Origin of the sequence: Orrella sp. JC864, from assembly GCF_037026685.1 — a bacterium.
Classification (GTDB): domain Bacteria; phylum Pseudomonadota; class Gammaproteobacteria; order Burkholderiales; family Burkholderiaceae_B; genus Orrella.
On record NZ_JBANET010000004.1, the window covers coordinates 74,248 to 90,384 of the forward strand.

The following is a 16,137-nucleotide window of genomic DNA, read 5'->3' on the forward strand; positions in this document are numbered from 1 at the left end:
GGGAACGGGGGGGCAATGACGAATAAAACGGTTCATCCCCGCATGCTCGGGGAAGGTTCCAACTTGGAGCTTCTATTGGCTGCCTCGTCATTGGAAATGTTAGTCGATAAATTGGTTCGGGCACCAGAAAAGACGAAAAGGTCTTAAAAGACGAATAAAACTTGATGTTTTGTTTTTTCGCCGATAAACTAGCCTTGACTGCTCAGGACAGCCCTGTGCAGTCTCTGGCTCATTGATATGTTGAACTCGTTTGCCGATTTGATCCCTGGTTGGGGGTGGGGTTTGCTGGTATTCGTCGTTGCGCTGGGAAGCTTCACGAGCGGCAAATTGACCATCCGCTGGAACAATAAAGAGTGAAAGGCCTCATGAACTTGCTTACCGACCATTGGCTAACGGTCCAGGACGCCTCGGGCGAGATCGGCCGAATTTCGCCGCTCGATATCGGGAACGCGCGCTATCGGGATCTCGTCGCGGTGCGTCCTGATTTTCGTGCAGGCCTGTACCAACTCTTGATCGGCTTGCTGCAGTACGGCTTGGCCCCGCTGGACATGGACGAGTGGCGTGAACGCTGGCGCCAGGCGCCTGATGCAGCCACCCTGGAAGCGGCCTGGGCACCTTATCTGCACGCCTTCGAGCTGGAAAGCGAGGGCGCGGCATTCATGCAAGACCTGCAATTGCCGCTCGACGCGAATCTGCTGCCAGTCGTCGATCTGCTCATCGATGCGGGATCGGACAGCAATCTCTATTTCAACAAGATGCCAGCCTCGCAGGGATTTTGCCAGGCCTGCGTTGCCCAGGCCCTGTTTACCTTGCAGATCAACGCCCCCTCTGGCGGCAGGGGGGTGCGTACCTCGTTGCGCGGCGGGGGGCCGATGACCACGCTGCTCCTGCCGCAGGCCGAAGATGCCAGTTTGTGGCAGAGGCTGTGGCTGAACGTGTTGACCCAGGATGCGCTGGGCTATCCCGAGGTGGCCGCTGCAAGCGATGTGCTGCCGTGGCTGGCGCCTACTCGCACCAGCGACGGCGCGGATGCCTTGGCAACGACTCCCGAGACGGTTCACCCCTTGCAAGCCTACTGGAGCATGCCGCGGCGCATCCGGCTGGACGCGGGCACCTGCACGACCGGGGACTGCGGCGTGTGCGGGGCATCCGGTGTCAGGCTGTTTCACCACTATCGAACGCGGCACGGCGGCACCAACTACACCGGCGCCTGGCTCCATCCGTTGACCCCGTACACCCTGGATCCGAAGAACGAACAACCGCCGCTTTCGATCAAGGGGCAGCCTGGCGGCGTTGGCTACCGCCATTGGCTGGGCCTGGCTTTGGGGACGCCGGACATGCAGCCGGCGGCGGCGCAGGTGGTGTCCCACTTTCATGCCAAGATCGGGCTGCCGGGGGTCCGGCTGTGGTGCTTCGGCTATGACGTCGCCAACATGAAGGCCCGCTGCTGGTACGAAAGCAGCTTGCCGGTACATGTGGTCGAGGAGGCGTCGCAGGCGGCGCTCGTGCACCGCGTCAAGGAGATGATCGCGGTTGCCGTGGAGGCCGCCAGCGCCCTGCACAAACATGTCAAGGCCGCCTGGTTCAAGCGTCCGGGCGATGTCGGCTCCGAGCCGGCGATTTTTCAGAGCTTCTGGGAGGGGTCGGAGCACGCTTTCTATGCCGCGATTGCCGAACTGGTCGCAGCGGATGTGCACGACGAGGCCGCCATTGCGCCCCTGTACCGGAGTTGGCTGTTGGCTGTGCGTGGAACGGCGACTGCCTTGTTCGAGCAATGGACGCTGGCTGGCCCCATCGAAGAGCGTGATCTGGGGCAGGTGGTCAAGGCGCGGGCAGGGCTTAACAAGGACCTGAGTGCCGGCAAGAGCGCCAAGCAGATGTGGAAAACCGTGACAACGCACCTAAAGGAGAAGGCATGAGGCCGAGAGCCCCTTATCTGGACGACAAGCAGCGCACGGTGGTGCGCGCTTGGTGGACTGCCCTGCAGCCCAGGGACGAGCAGGCAGGGCAGAAGCCATCGGGCGCTTTCACTTTCAATCGGGGCGATCGGGCTGTCTTGCGCCGAGCCGCCGAGGTCGATGACCTGGTGCTGGCGTCGGCGTCCAGCCGGCTGGCCCAGGCCCTGCTTGCCCTGGAGGCTTGTAAAGAATGGCGCCGCATCGGCGACGATATGGCGGCTTATCGGGATATTGCGCTGGTTGCCGGCTTGCTTGCGCATGTCAAGGTGGACCTGCCCAATGACGGACGGTCCCTTGCCTGGTGGTTGGGCATGGCGTCCGTGAAAGCGCGCGCGGCAGCTTCGGGCGCGCCCGTTGCCGATCGCCCGCTGATGAGCGAATTGCGATTCAAGCGCCTTTTGAAGGCCACAGGCTCCGACGAAATATACCGGCAGTTGCTGCGCGCCATAAAAATCGCCGGGGAACGGGCCGACGTCGGCTTGCTGGCAGACGATGTGCTGGCGCTGTTGTCAGATGTCAGGCGCCCGCCGGTCAATCCTACTGATAGCCTAAAGCTGTATTGGGCCCACGATTACTACCTGAACGCCAAAGACCAGGCGGCATTTCAATCCGAATCCAACAAGGAGTCCGACGCATGACGCGCTTTGTCCAGTTGCACCTGCTGGTGTCCTATCCTCCGGCCAACCTGAACCGGGACGACCTGGGCCAACCTAAGACGGCACGCATGGGCGGAGTGGATCGCCTGCGCATTTCTTCGCAAAGCCTCAAGCGGGCATGGCGTACCTCGGATCTGATGCAGCAGCAGATCGGCGAGCGGATCGGCAAGCGTACCAAGCGGCTGGGCTGCGAAGCCTTCGACGCGCTGGTTGCGGCCGGCATACCGGAAAAATCCGCCAAGGAATGGGCTACGAAGATCGCCGGCGTCTACGGCGCCGTCAAGAAGGAAAACCCTCTGGAGATCGAGCAATTGGTGCACGTCGCACCCGAAGAGCGGGCTACGCTCGACGCCCTGGTCGCTACGCTGGCTGCCGAGAAGCGTGCGCCCACCGAGGACGAGCTGGATGCTTTGCTGCATACGCAGACGGCGGTCGATATCGCCATGTTCGGCCGCATGCTCGCATCCAAGACCGAGCACAACGCCGAGGCGGCGGTGCAGGTGGCGCATGCCATCGGGGTCCATGCCTCGGTCATAGAGGACGACTATTTCACGGCGGTGGATGACTTGAATCTTGCCGACCCTGGCGCTGCACATATCGGCGAGACGGGATTCGCGGCAGCTGTGTTCTATCAATATGTTTGCATCGACCGCGATTTGCTCAAGCGCAATCTCGGCGGGGACGAGGCCTTGACCCAGCGTGCCTTGCGGGCCGTGGCCGAGGCGGCTCACAAGGTAGGTCCCACCGGCAAACAGAACAGCTTTGCCAGCCGGGCCTATGCCCATTATTCGCTGATCGAGAAAGGCAGCCAGCAGCCGCGCTCTTTGTCGTTGGCTTTCGTCAAGCCGGTCAGCGGTAGTGACTATGCCGGCGAGGCGGTGCAGTCACTGGAGCGGGTGCGTGAGAATATGGACAAGGTGTACGGAAATTGCGCGGATGCGCGCTACGAGCTCGATGTGCTCAAAGGTAAGGGTAGCCTGGCGGAACTGCTCGATTTCGTCGCGGTGGAGTAACCCCATGGCCCAGTACCTGTTGATGCGTCTTTATGGTCCGCTGGCCAGTTGGGGCGAGATAGCTGTCGGCGAGGCCCGCCATTGTGCGATGCATCCTTCGCGATCGGCGCTTCTGGGTTTGCTGGCGGCGGCCTTGGGTATCGAGCGCGAGAACGACACCGCGCTATCGGCGCTGAGCCAAGGGTATCGCCTTGGCATCAAGCTCGAGGCGCCGGGTTCCCTGTTGCGGGACTTCCATACCATTCAACTGGGCGTTCCTGGGCGCAAGCAGCGCTTCCGTTCCCGGCGGCAATCGTTGTCGGCTGAAAAGATCGACACGCTGCTGTCGATGCGCGAGTACCGTTGCGACAGCATTGCATCGATCGCGCTCGAGGCCACCGAGCATGCCCCTTTCACGCTCGATGAGCTGGCCGAGGCCTTGCGGGCTCCCCGGTTTACCTTGTATCTGGGACGGAAGTCTTGTCCGCTGGCCTTGCCTATTGCACCGCAGATCGTGGAGGCGCCGAGCCTGCGGGCCGCATTCGATCAGGCTTCCCGCAGATCCTTGATGGCCTTGCTCGGGTCCGAACCAGACAGGGCTTGGCCTATCGAGGCGGATCGGCGCGTTTTTGGTCGGGCACAGCCGCGATATTTTTGGGATGATGGCATGGTCCCGGGCATGGCAGCGAGTTTGCAGACGGTTCGATACGACCAGCCCTTGTCGCGTCGCCGCTGGCAGTTCGTACCCCGGCGCGAACACGTGCACATCGAGAGGGGACAGCAATGAGCCGCTATTTCTCCAGGGCTATGCTGCTCTCCGGACCGCGTACTGCGGACCTATTACGGACACTGGCGGAAAGGGGCGAGGCCTATCGGGACCATGCCTTGGTCTGGCGGCTGTTCCCCGGCCACGACGGACCGCGGGACTTCCTGTTTCGCGCAGACACCGCCGCCGGAGGGCGTATGGTGTATTACGTGGTGTCGTCTCGCGAACCGCAACCCGAGCCGGGATTGTTCGATATTCAAACCAAACCGTACTGCCCGCGCTTGTCCGCCGGGCAGGTTCTCCGGTTCGATCTGCGGGCCAATCCTACGGTCAGCCGTCGGGTCGGAGAAGGTCGCTCACGTCGGCATGATGTGCTGATGGATGCCAAGCGGTCTGCGGTGTTGTCCGGCGCCGGCACTGATTCGGGGCCGTTTGATGTGGCGACCCGCTGGTTGATGGAACGAGCCCAGGGCTGGGGCCTGGATGTCAGCGCCGGCGAGCTGTCGCAGTCGGGCTATCGGCAGCACAGGCTTCGTCGCAAGGGTGGGGTCATCGAGTACTCCTCGCTTGATTACCAGGGAATTGCAAGAGTGCTTGACGCGCAACGCTTGCAACGCGTCCTGTTCGAGGGTGTTGGGCATGCAAAGGGCTTTGGCTGCGGCTTGCTGCTTGTCAAGCGATTTTTGTGATGCTGCCCCGAATAAAACCCTTGCCCATGAAAGACCGGATGTCGATGATCTTCGTCCAGTATGGACAAATCGATGTTCAGGACGGTGCCTTTGTCGTGGTGGATCAAACCGGCGTGCGCATGCACATACCGGTCGGTTCGGTCGCTTGCATCATGCTTGAGCCGGGTACTCGCGTCTCGCATGCTGCTGTGCACCTGGCTTCGACCGCAGGCACCTTGCTGGTCTGGGTAGGCGAGTCCGGGGTCCGCTTGTACGCAAGCGGTCAACCGGGCGGGGCGCGTGCCGATCGCCTGCTTTATCAGGCCAGGCTCGCGTTGGACGACGAGTTGCGTTTGAAAGTGGTGAGAAAGATGTATGAGCTGCGTTTTGGCGAGCCGGCACCGGCACGCCGCAGCATAGAGCAGTTACGCGGCATCGAGGGAGCCAGGGTACGCGAAACCTATAAGCTGCTTGCCCGGCAATATGGCGTCGATTGGCGCTCCCGCAATTATGATCGCGGGCAGTGGGACGCTGCCGACATTCCGAATCGCTGCCTGTCGGCTGCCACTTCGTGCTTGTATGGCATTACGGAGGCTGCTGTGCTCGCGGCGGGCTATGCGCCGGCAGTGGGGTTCATCCATACAGGAAAGCCGTTGTCCTTCGTTTACGACATAGCGGACTTGTTCAAGTTCGAAACAGTGGTGCCCTTGGCTTTCAGGACTGCGGCCAAGAATCCCCCAGCCCCTGAGCGCGAAGTCCGCCTTGCCTGCCGGGATATGTTCCGTTCCAGTAAATTGCTGTCCCGGATCATTCCGACGATCGAAGATGTGTTGGCTTCGGGCGGCGTCTTGCCACCCGAGGCGCCGCCGGAGTCCCTCCCGCCTGCAATACCGAATCCTGAGGGCATCGGGGACGCAGGCCACCGCACGCAATAGTAATGAGCTTCGTCGTTGTTGTTACCGAGAACGTGCCGCCGCGGCTTCGCGGACGTATGGCAATCTGGTTGCTCGAAGTTCGTGCCGGCGTATATATCGGCGATGTTTCCAAGCGCACCCGTGAAATGATATGGGAGCATCTTGCTGATGGCCACGAAGATGGAAGTGTGGTGATGGCCTGGGCCAGCAACAACGAATCGGGGTATGAATTTCAAACCCTGGGCAAGAACCGGCGAATACCCGTCGAATTCGATGGACTGCGGCTCGTGGCGTTTTCACCTATTGACAAAATTGATCTTTAAAAAGCCAAATTGGTAGTTTTTGTGGCATTGGTTTTTTCTTTTGAAATCAATCGCATGGGTTAAGTGTGTTCCCTGCGCGTGCAGGGATGAACCGCCGACCGCCTTTATCAAGGTAGTCGAGGATGAGTGTTCCCTGCGCGTGCAGGGATGAACCGTCGTTGGCGTTGGCACCGGAGCTGTAGTGCGCGTGTTCCCTGCGCGTGCAGGGATGAACCGGATTTGGCGCGAGCTGCCGCCGCTCTAGTACCGTGTTCCCTGCGCGTGCAGGGATGAACCGAGGGTAGAGGTGATGTTTAACGTGTCACGGTTGTGTTCCCTGCGCGTGCAGGGATGAACCGATCGGCGTGGGCGCGATGCCTAGCTACAACAAGTGTTCCCTGCGCGTGCAGGGATGAACCGCACGGCTGCGGCATCGTCGTCCAGCTGGTGCGGTGTTCCCTGCGCGTGCAGGGATGAACCGTTATCAATACGGGGACCGTCCCGAACGACGGTGTGTTCCCTGCGCGTGCAGGGATGAACCGGGATTTTGGAACCTTCCTCGGGATGCTGGGCCGTGTTCCCTGCGCGTGCAGGGATGAACCGCTCGATACCGCGCTCACGCGCGTACCAGTCGAGTGTTCCCTGCGCGTGCAGGGATGAACCGCGCTGGGTAATAGTTGGGCGGTGCCTGTCGCCGTGTTCCCTGCGCGTGCAGGGATGAACCGTAGCAGTCATTGCCCTCCAGCGCCGCCAGCTCGTGTTCCCTGCGCGTGCAGGGATGAACCGCAGCCGGCTAGGGCAGGCAGGGTGAAATATGAGTGTTCCCTGCGCGTGCAGGGATGAACCGCCAGCACGTTCCAGAGCTACAGCAGCATCGTCGTGTTCCCTGCGCGTGCAGGGATGAACCGCGAAAAACAAAAGCTGATCGCCAGCAGGCTTGGGTGTTCCCTGCGCGTGCAGGGATGAACCGCCCGCGCTGCGGGCGATCTTGCAAGCGTGGGCGTGTTCCCTGCGCGTGCAGGGATGAACCGCTGACCGTGTGGCTGCGCGGCTCCAGGCTGACGTGTTCCCTGCGCGTGCAGGGATGAACCGCGCAACCGGCTGCGCTACTACCGGCCCTACGCGTGTTCCCTGCGCGTGCAGGGATGAACCGGCGGCGGACATCATCGACCGTGCAACCGCTGTGTGTTCCCTGCGCGTGCAGGGATGAACCGTAGCAGTCATTGCCCTCCAGCGCCGCCAGCTCGTGTTCCCTGCGCGTGCAGGGATGAACCGGTTTTCTCCCACCTCGAGGGCTGGCTATCCGAGTGTTCCCTGCGCGTGCAGGGATGAACCGGCGCGCCTTGCCAATGCCAGTCAGGCCACTGAGTGTTCCCTGCGCGTGCAGGGATGAACCGCGGCTGTTTTCCAGTTTTGCTCGCTCACGGAAGTGTTCCCTGCGCGTGCAGGGATGAACCGGAAAATCATGGGATGCGATATCCATTTGTACAGTGTTCCCTGCGCGTGCAGGGATGAACCGATGGTCCAGGATGTCGCGCCGGTCCATCACCGGTGTTCCCTGCGCGTGCAGGGATGAACCGTCGGTCGCCTTGGGTTGCATGGCCGAGCGCAGGTGTTCCCTGCGCGTGCAGGGATGAACCGCTCCGGCTGTTCCGTCGTCTGCCGCGCCGCTGGTGTTCCCTGCGCGTGCAGGGATGAACCGGCATTGCCGGCGATCCGGTGACCAGGTGCGCGGTGTTCCCTGCGCGTGCAGGGATGAACCGCCCTGGCGCGGCGGGCTCGGCGCCGGCGTGGTGTGTTCCCTGCGCGTGCAGGGATGAACCGGCGGCAGCGCTGATGGAGTACGGCTCCAGCCAGTGTTCCCTGCGCGTGCAGGGATGAACCGCATTCATTGATTTCCCCATCCTCTCCATAGTGGTGTTCCCTGCGCGTGCAGGGATGAACCGCTCGGTGCCCAAGGCTGGGACGGCGAAGTGGCGTGTTCCCTGCGCGTGCAGGGATGAACCGTCGCCCCTGTCCTTGCGGCCTCACCCGACCCAGTGTTCCCTGCGCGTGCAGGGATGAACCGTTCTCGCGCGCAGCGGGTTTGTCCGGCACGTCGTGTTCCCTGCGCGTGCAGGGATGAACCGCGTCGGCATAGCGGAGATCCACCGCCACGATAGTGTTCCCTGCGCGTGCAGGGATGAACCGAACGATACGGGCGAGCGCGGCCGGCAAACCTGCGTGTTCCCTGCGCGTGCAGGGATGAACCGGTTTCGTTGATAGGGCTATTCCGATGAATGGGGTGTTCCCTGCGCGTGCAGGGATGAACCGCCGGGTATTACGGCAGCGGCAGCGGCAACGAAGTGTTCCCTGCGCGTGCAGGGATGAACCGCTGCGCATGCCCATGTCGGCGCTGGTGGGCATCGTGTTCCCTGCGCGTGCAAGGATGAACCGCCGTTCCCTCGAAACCATCACCAAAGCCCTGTCGTGTTCCCTGCGTGTGCAGGGATGAACCGCAAGCCTATTTACAGTGCTGTCACCGCACGGGGTGTTCCCTGCGCGTGCAGGGATGAACCGCGGTGGGGGGGCAGCCGGCCTTGGGCGCCGTAGTGTTCCCTGCGCGTGCAGGGATGAACCGACGGCCGTCACCAGGCCGACGATGTAGGCCAAGTGTTCCCTGCGCGTGCAGGGATGAACCGCCCTGCTGGATGGGCTCGGCCTGCCCGAAACCGTGTTCCCTGCGCGTGCAGGGATGAACCGCGGAGCTTGGCCTTGCCGCACATGACCTCGCCGTGTTCCCTGCGCGCGCAGGGATAAACCGTGCAACGCCAGATGGACGGCAAGACCGGGGTTTTTGCGCGCAGGCATGAGCCGCGGCCAACGGTTGTCTACCAGGCCCCACGAAGATAAGGCATTCCCCGCGGTCCAAGGGGGTAGCAGGCGCCCGCCTAGAAAGTCAGCGTGACGGTGATGGTGTCCTCGTAGCTGCCGGGCGGGGCGGGCTGGTCTTCGATCCGGCCATAGACCGACAGGTCTATCACCGTGTTGCCCTGTCCGGTTCCCGCGCTGGTGTCGTCGTTGAGCGTGTTGCCCCAGCGCTGGGTCCGGCCCGGGTCGCGGTAGAGCTCGTAGGTGATGAAGTTGCCGCCCGGGCCCGCCATGCGCCGCGTGTTTCCGACGGCATGGGCGCCATTGTCCTGTCCGACCTGCCAGGACATGCCCAGCGGGCACATCAAGGTGATGTGGGACACGTTGTTCAGTCCCCCGGACAGGTTTTCGACCTGGCCGAAATCCATGTCGCTGGAGGTGATGAGCCGGCAGGCTTCCTCGATTTGCGCGTAGACGCCGCCGAACTGCAGCGGGGCGGTATGGGCGTCTTCGTTTGGAGGCAGACTGCAGAACACGACGGGAATGGACTCGGTGCTGAAGTAATAGCGGAACTGCGAATTGGCCGGATGCGACTGGTAGCGGTCGGCCGGAACGCCCTGGCCGCTCATCACCCTGCCATAGATCGGGAAGGTGCCGGTGGCCGAGCCGCCGCTGCCCGTTACCGGCACCGTGATGGTCCAGGTGTCCGCGATAGCGTTGGTCCCGGGCGGCGTGATGGGATGGGTGGTCGCCGCGTCGAAGTAAAGCTGGTAGGCCAGCTTGCTTTGGGTGGAGTCGCCGGTCATGCGGCGCGGCAGGTAGCCGTGCGCCATCGGGTCTTCCCCGATGTAGATGCAGATGCGGATGTTGACGGTGGCATCGGGCACGATGGGATTGACCTGGCAGCCGAAGGTCATGGTGGCGCTGACCGGGCCTGCCCCGTCGCCGGGATCGACCATGCCGAAGTCCAGGGTTGCCTGCTGCTGCACCCAGCAATTGCCTGTCGGTTGCGGCTGCGCCTGCGCCGAGGGCGACCCCAGCAGCCCGAAGGCCAAGGCCAGGCTCGATAGCCAGCCCAAGGCCGGGATCCGCCGGCCATGTTCCGGCGGATACGGAGGATCGAACGGTTTCTCCAAGCACGTCATCGGCACACCATCTCTCCCAATTCCAGCAGCCCTGTTTTTTCCGCCAGATCCGGCAGCCTCGCCTGGCATTGCGCATCGGCGGTGCGCACTTGCAGCCTGGCCCCGCCTACCGGGTCCTGCAAGTACACCATGCCGTCGAATCCGACCACCGTTTCGGTCGTTGCGCCCGGGAGCATCCCGTCGCCGCTGACGCGCACTTCGCTGCCGGCGGGCAGTAGCCCGCCCTGTGTGTCGCGCAGCACCAGGCGCACCGACAGGATGCGCCGCATGGGGAATTTCACCAGCGCTCCGCTGCGGGTCGCCGGCACGGCCTCGGTGCGCGTGCGCGGCACGTGCATGTCGACCGGCAGCTCCAGCGTGTCGATGGACACCAGGTTGCGCTGCCAGGCGTTGAGCCGGTTCAGCAGCAGGATGCCGTCGGCGTCGGTGTGGCCGATCAGCCGGTTCTCCAGCCTTACCGGCACGCCTTCGACACCGTCGGTCGACACCATGGCAAAGGCGTCGTCCACGCGCCGCATGGCGCGCGGATGGCCGCCCATCAGCACCACCGCGCCCGAGGCGCTGCCATAGGCTTGCGCCCGGCCGCCGCCTTCGTAGTGGCTGACCCCGGCGGTCCATTGGCCCGCCCGTCCCAGGTGGGTGACTTCCGCCTGGCCGCTGGTCACGTCCCCGCCGGCCGCCTGCACGCGCCAGCCCCAGCCGCCCAGGTCCGTGTGAACGGCGCGCCGGGCATCCACGGCCACGCTTTCGCTGTCCCGTGTCCGGCGCGCGCTGACAGCGCCCCGGGTTTGCCTGTCGAAGGGAATGGACAGGTACACATACAGGCTGTGCCCGTTGTCGCGCTCCAGGTCCCGGTAGGCGTTCACGCTCAGCATGGCATTGTTGGCCAGGTGCTTGGACCAGTTCAGGTTCACCAGGCGGGAGCGGTTGTGCCCCCGGCGAAAGCGGCTGGCATCATGGTTTTGTGTCTGCTGGATGAAGTTGATGCTGAAATAGCCGAAGGCGCCGCCAAAGCCGGCATAGGCCTGCGCGGTGCGCCGGGCGAACGACCATCCGTCCAGGCTTGCGACATCGCGAAAGTCCCGGCTGCGCTCCATGAAGCTCAGCCCGGTGTTGAACCCCGGGGCGCTCCATTGGTAGGCGGCGCGGGCCAGCACGCCTTGCCGGCTTTCGTGCTGGCTGCCGGCCGCGGCAAGGGAAAGCACCCCGGCGGTGCTGCCCAGCAGCCAGCTGCCGCCCATGCCCGCCATGGCCAGGCCGCGGGTGGCCTCGACATGGGTTTCGAGCGTCGTGCGGTTGCTCAGGCCGTAGCGTCCGGTGGCGCTGATCATCGGCTCGCTGCGGTAGGAAAACGACTTCAGGCCATAGTCCTTGCGGATCATCCCCAGTTCCACGGACCAGTCGGACGTGCCTTCCTGCAGGAGCTCGGGCGTGCCGTAAAGGGAAAAATTGAGCAGCTGCACCCGGCCGTTGATGTCGGTGATCGCCACCTGCGCCTGGCCGGCGCCGCTCATCCACGGCACGCTGTCGATCTGGAATTGGCCGGGCAGCACCTGGCTGCTGGACCGCTGGACGCCATCGATGAACAGGTCGACCGTGGCGGGCAGCACGCTTTCGCCGGTGAACGACATCAGCGGCGTGTTGATGCGGTAGGGCTGCAGGGCGAAGTTGCGGGACAGGCGGATGCCGCCAAAGCGGGTGGGCCTGGTCCAGTTCAGGGCCCCCGTCACGTTGTCGCCCGCCGATAACGTCAGCATCCGGTCGGGAAAATCGAATTGCCAGGTCGTGTCGAGCCGGACATTGCGCCATTGCGAGGCGGCCCAATCCGAGGTCGTGTACCGGGTGACCATGCTGTTGCTCAACACGCCGCCCTTGCCGAATACCCGCGCTTCGCTCCACCCGCTGAAGGAGCGGCCGTAGGCGGTGTCCAGGGCGAAGATGTCGTAGGTCAGGGCCAGGCCCATGGCGCGCGTCGCAGGGTCGATCACCGCTGGCGGGGGCGGCACGTAGCCGAACCGGCGCCGCGGGCCCGATAGCATTTCAAGGGGGGCAAGCAGCTTGACCTGCTGCTGCTTGACCACATACTCGGACCGCAGGCCGGGAAGATGGTCCAGGACGATCATGTCCAGGTCGGTGGCGCTTTGGCTGCCCGGCCATTGCAGGCCGAGGCCGCGCAGGGTCTGCGCGGTGGTCGAGAGCCTGCCGCCGGTGGTCACGAAGGGCGCGATGCGGCCCGTCGGGACCTCGTTGAGGACGACCTCCAGGTAATGGACCTGGGCCCCGCTGGCCACCACGGTGCCTTCGAGCAAGGGCGGGGCCGTCCACTCCGGATCCGCCGCCCAGGCTTCGAGAGGCAAAGCGGCCAGCAAGCCCAGGGCCGACACACTATTGGCTCGCGTGATCCATCGACAGAGTCTGCTCGTCCGGATCGTCATTGAGCTTTGCCTTCAGAGTCCCCGTGCGCAATGCGTTGAACGCGACGGGAAGTTGCCATTGCCTTTCCTGGCCAGCCAGCACGTATCCGAGCAGGCCGCCGACCACGGTTTCGCGTCCGCCTCGCGCGTCGATCAAGGACAGTTCGCTCAGGCGCAGCCGCTGGCGTGCATGGTTCGTCACGACCAGCCAGCTGTTGCCATCGCGCTGCTCGGCCCGCACCGAGAACGAGGCCGGATCGGTGGGCGGCTGCGGCCCGCCGCTTTTGAAGCGCGGCGTCGCGCCAGGCGGCAGGACAAAAATCGGGATGGAGTAGCGCAGCAGGAAGCGCAACCCTTTTCCGTCGTTTCGGGAAGGCGAGGGCAGCTCGTCCACCAGGACGCGGTAGCTCTGTTCTTGCGCCGGCGGCTGCGGCTGCAGGCGCACCAGCCTGACCAGCTGGCGCTCGCCCGGGTCGATGGAGAGTATGGAAGAGCTGGGGACCAGGTCGCGGGTCGGCGCGAGTTGGTCATCGCCCCCGACCTGGCGCCATTCGAAAATCCGCAGCTGCACGTTCAGCGGCTGCTTGCCCGTGTTGCTCAGCCACATTGCCTGCGCCGGATCCTGGCTGGCGAACTCCAGGGAGATCGGGGCTACCTGCAAGCCGCTGGCCCAGGCTGGCGCAGGGACGAGCAATCCCGCCACGAGCGGCGCGCACGCAAGCCACCGCCGCCATCCGGCCAGGCGCCGGCGGGCACGATCCAGGAACGTCATAGGAAGTCCCTGGATCAATACGTGATCGTTGCGGTGACGGTATCTTCGTAGTTGCCAGGAGGGTAGTCGGTCGAGGGCACACGGCCGTACACAGGAATCTGTACGGTGACCCCAGTGCCCGTTCCGGCCAGCGTGTCCGTGCCGATGACGTTGCCCCAGAACTGGGTGCGCGCCGAGTCGCGGTACAGGCCGTAGGGAATGAGATCGCTGCCGCTGATCATCTGGCGGTTGGTGGCCGAGGCCGTGGTGTCGGCCGGATTGAGCCCGGCGTCCAGCCCGATCGTGTAGGCCGTGCCTACCGGGCAGTTGACGTTCAGCGTGCCTTCCGAATCGTGTTCTGTTACTGCGCCACGCGTGTGGATGCCGAAGTCGATATCGGAGCGGCGATGTCGCTGATCGTGCAGGACTCGATGATCTGGATCAGGACCCTGAAGGTGGTCGTGTCGGTCTGGGCATGGGCCGCGGACGAGAACGCGGCGGACAACGTAAGGAGGGTAGCCCCTGCCAGCTTGCTTCGGATGGACATGTCTTCGTCTCCGCTGTGAAGAAACACAAACGACTCGTTACACGCTGCTAACCCCGACCTTTATTTATGTATGCATGGGATCCGCCATCCTCAATCGAACAGAGGCCCGCTCAAATGATCTTAGCGACTGTACTGTCCACCGGGCAACAGCGGGCCGGAGCGTGACTGTAAGTGTTGACATACCATGTCCACGCGGCCAAGCCGCCATGCCTTGCCCCGCGCGCTCGTGACACAAAGGCTGGCGGCGCCACGGCCAGCCCGGCGCACGGCTCGGCGGGCCGGGGCGGCAAGTCGGGTGTTGGCGTAAATAATTGCGTTCTGAAGCAAAAAGATACGAAAGGGGGCCGGCAACGTGGCGACCAAGCCACGTTGCCGCAAGGGCCGCCGGCGGGGCGCCTGTGCAAGGTCCGTCCTACAATCGAGCCCAGAGAGGGTCCTTGCCATGGAAATGCCGATGCATGCCACGCCGTCCGACGTCCCCGTCCTGCAGCCCGAGCCCGTCGCGTTCTGTTCCTATACCGATCCGGTGCGCGCGGTCGAGCGCTTGGTCGAGCTGCATACGCGCAATGCGCGCTTTCTGCGCGAGGCCTTCCAGGCCTTCGTGCAGGGCAAGGGGCCGGCGCGCGGGCGGGTGCGGGCCTGCTATCCGGCCATCCGGCTGGCGGTGGACACGCACGATGCCATCGATAGCCGGCTGTCCTATGGGCACGTGGCCGAGCCGGGCGTGTACCAGACCACGGTCACGCAGCCGGCGCTGTTCTTCAAGTACCTGGTCGAGCAGTTGAGCCAGCTGATCCAGAACCACGGCCGGCCCGTGCTGATCGGCCAGTCGCAGGTGCCCATCCCGCTGCACTTCGCCTTTCCGGAAGGCACCCACATCGAGGGCGTGCGCGCCGAGGCGCTGGTGCGGCCCTTGCGCGACCTGTTCGACGTGCCCGACCTGGCGGTGACCGACGATGCCATCGTCAACGGCACCTGGCAGGGGCGCGAGGGCGAACCCAGCCCGCTGGCGCCGTTTACCGCGCCGCGCATCGATTTCTCGCTGCATCGCCTGCAGCATTACACCGCCACGGCGCCGGTCCATTTCCAGAACTTCGTGCTGTTCACCAACTACCAGTTCTACGTGGACGAGTTCTGCCAGCGCGCCCGCGCCATGATGGCCTCGGGCCAGGGCGGCTACGAGGCGCTGGTCGAGCCGGGCAACGTCGTCACGCGCCGCGGCGAGGCCGGCCCCTCGTCGGGCGAGCCGCTGCGGCGCCTGCCGCAGATGCCGGCCTATCACCTGGTGCGGCCCGGCCATTCGGGCATCACGCTGATCAACATCGGCGTGGGGCCCTCCAATGCCAAGACCATCACCGACCACGTGGCCGTGCTGCGGCCGCACGCCTGGCTGATGCTGGGCCATTGCGCCGGCCTGCGCGGCTCGCAGCGGCTGGGCGACTACGTGCTGGCGCACGGCTACGTGCGCGAGGACCATGTGCTCGACGCCGACCTGCCCACCTGGGTGCCCATCCCGCCGCTGGCCGAGGTGCAGGTGGCGCTGGAGCAGGCGGTAGAGGAAGTGGCCGGCCTGTCGGGCTGGGAGCTCAAGCGCATCATGCGCACCGGCACGGTGGCTTCCATCGATAACCGCAACTGGGAGCTGCGCGACCACATGGAGCCGGTGCAGCGGTTCTCGCAATCGCGCGCCATCGCCCTGGACATGGAGTCGGCCACCATCGCGGCCAACGGCTTTCGCATGCGCGTGCCCTATGGCACCTTGCTGTGCGTATCCGACAAGCCGCTGCATGGCGAGCTGAAGCTGCCCGGCATGGCCAGCGCCTTCTATCAGCGCCAGGTCGGCCAGCACCTGGAGATCGGTATCCGCGCCCTGGAAAAGCTGCGTGACATGCCGCCCGAGCGCCTGCATTCGCGCAAGCTGCGCAGCTTCCTGGAAACCGCTTTCCAGTAACGCGGATGTAATACGGGCGTGCGCATTTTCTGCGCGAAGTGTCCAAGTTTTTGATGTGTAAAGAAAATTACAAACAGCCCCGAGGCTGTCCATAGGGTTGTCCACATTGGCACGGGATAACCTGCGCGCCGTGCCGCCGCCAGGGCCCGGCGCAGGGCGGCATGCCCCTGCGTCCCGTTTTTTTGCGGCATTTTCCCCTGCGCCGGCCCCGTTTGACGCGTTT

At 64.2% G+C, this 16,137-nt stretch carries 13 protein-coding genes and 1 CRISPR repeat array; of the genes, 8 read left to right on the forward strand and 5 right to left on the reverse strand.

The annotated features are described in order from the left end of the window. Window positions 1–365: 365 nt before the first annotated feature. The 7 genes from casA to cas2e are packed head-to-tail and all read left to right on the forward strand — an operon-like array spanning window position 366 to window position 6,277. Window positions 366–1,919 (forward strand): type I-E CRISPR-associated protein Cse1/CasA, encoded by a 1,554-nt coding sequence (gene casA, locus V8Z80_RS05200; protein WP_336061261.1) that lies wholly within the window; start codon window positions 366–368, stop codon window positions 1,917–1,919. Further along, the gene (casB, locus tag V8Z80_RS05205) at window positions 1,916–2,596 is read left to right on the forward strand and encodes a type I-E CRISPR-associated protein Cse2/CasB (protein WP_336061262.1); all 681 of its coding nucleotides are present in this window, start codon (window positions 1,916–1,918) and stop codon (window positions 2,594–2,596) included. Before casA ends, casB begins: the two co-directional genes overlap by 4 nt. Continuing rightward, window positions 2,593–3,627, forward strand: coding sequence for a type I-E CRISPR-associated protein Cas7/Cse4/CasC (cas7e, locus tag V8Z80_RS05210; protein WP_336061263.1), 1,035 nt, complete (start codon window positions 2,593–2,595; stop codon window positions 3,625–3,627). Before casB ends, cas7e begins: the two co-directional genes overlap by 4 nt. Window positions 3,628–3,631: 4 nt before the next feature. Next, entirely contained in the window at window positions 3,632–4,393 is a 762-nt protein-coding gene (gene cas5e / locus V8Z80_RS05215) for a type I-E CRISPR-associated protein Cas5/CasD (protein ID WP_336061264.1), read from the forward strand. Then, on the forward strand, window positions 4,390–5,061 hold the full coding sequence (gene cas6e / locus V8Z80_RS05220; RefSeq protein ID WP_336061265.1) for a type I-E CRISPR-associated protein Cas6/Cse3/CasE: 672 nt from the start codon (window positions 4,390–4,392) through the stop codon (window positions 5,059–5,061). The genes cas5e and cas6e overlap by 4 nt, the downstream gene beginning before the upstream one ends. Next, window positions 5,061–5,975 (forward strand): type I-E CRISPR-associated endonuclease Cas1e, encoded by a 915-nt coding sequence (cas1e, locus tag V8Z80_RS05225; protein WP_336061381.1) that lies wholly within the window; start codon window positions 5,061–5,063, stop codon window positions 5,973–5,975. Before cas6e ends, cas1e begins: the two co-directional genes overlap by 1 nt. Window positions 5,976–5,977: 2 nt before the next feature. Beyond that, window positions 5,978–6,277: a type I-E CRISPR-associated endoribonuclease Cas2e gene (gene cas2e / locus V8Z80_RS05230; protein ID WP_336061266.1), complete on the forward strand. Its 300-nt coding sequence runs from the start codon at window positions 5,978–5,980 to the stop codon at window positions 6,275–6,277. Between the two features lie 65 nt (window positions 6,278–6,342). Continuing rightward, a CRISPR array of direct repeats spans window positions 6,343–9,059; the repeat unit is 29 nt; unit sequence GTGTTCCCTGCGCGTGCAGGGATGAACCG. A 127-nt stretch (window positions 9,060–9,186) separates the two neighbouring features. Here the strand turns inward: cas2e and V8Z80_RS05235 are convergent. The 5 genes from V8Z80_RS05235 to V8Z80_RS05255 form a co-directional block, all read right to left on the reverse strand. Next, window positions 9,187–10,185, reverse strand: a complete 999-nt coding sequence (locus tag V8Z80_RS05235) for a Csu type fimbrial protein (RefSeq protein ID WP_336061267.1) — start codon at window positions 10,183–10,185, stop codon at window positions 9,187–9,189. A gap of 62 nt (window positions 10,186–10,247) precedes the next feature. Then, window positions 10,248–12,686, reverse strand: a complete 2,439-nt coding sequence (locus V8Z80_RS05240) for a fimbria/pilus outer membrane usher protein (RefSeq protein WP_336061268.1) — start codon at window positions 12,684–12,686, stop codon at window positions 10,248–10,250. After that, window positions 12,637–13,437, reverse strand: coding sequence for a fimbrial biogenesis chaperone (locus V8Z80_RS05245; protein ID WP_336061269.1), 801 nt, complete (start codon window positions 13,435–13,437; stop codon window positions 12,637–12,639). The genes V8Z80_RS05240 and V8Z80_RS05245 overlap by 50 nt, the downstream gene beginning before the upstream one ends. A 14-nt stretch (window positions 13,438–13,451) precedes the next feature. Further along, the gene (locus V8Z80_RS05250; protein WP_336061382.1) at window positions 13,452–13,841 is read right to left on the reverse strand and encodes a Csu type fimbrial protein; all 390 of its coding nucleotides are present in this window, start codon (window positions 13,839–13,841) and stop codon (window positions 13,452–13,454) included. Beyond that, on the reverse strand, window positions 13,778–13,963 hold the full coding sequence (locus V8Z80_RS05255; protein ID WP_336061270.1) for a hypothetical protein: 186 nt from the start codon (window positions 13,961–13,963) through the stop codon (window positions 13,778–13,780). Before V8Z80_RS05255 ends, V8Z80_RS05250 begins: the two co-directional genes overlap by 64 nt. Window positions 13,964–14,417: 454 nt before the next feature. Between V8Z80_RS05255 and V8Z80_RS05260 the strand changes: the two genes are divergently transcribed. Beyond that, entirely contained in the window at window positions 14,418–15,914 is a 1,497-nt protein-coding gene (locus tag V8Z80_RS05260) for an AMP nucleosidase (RefSeq protein WP_155196555.1), read from the forward strand. Window positions 15,915–16,137: the final 223 nt, after the last annotated feature.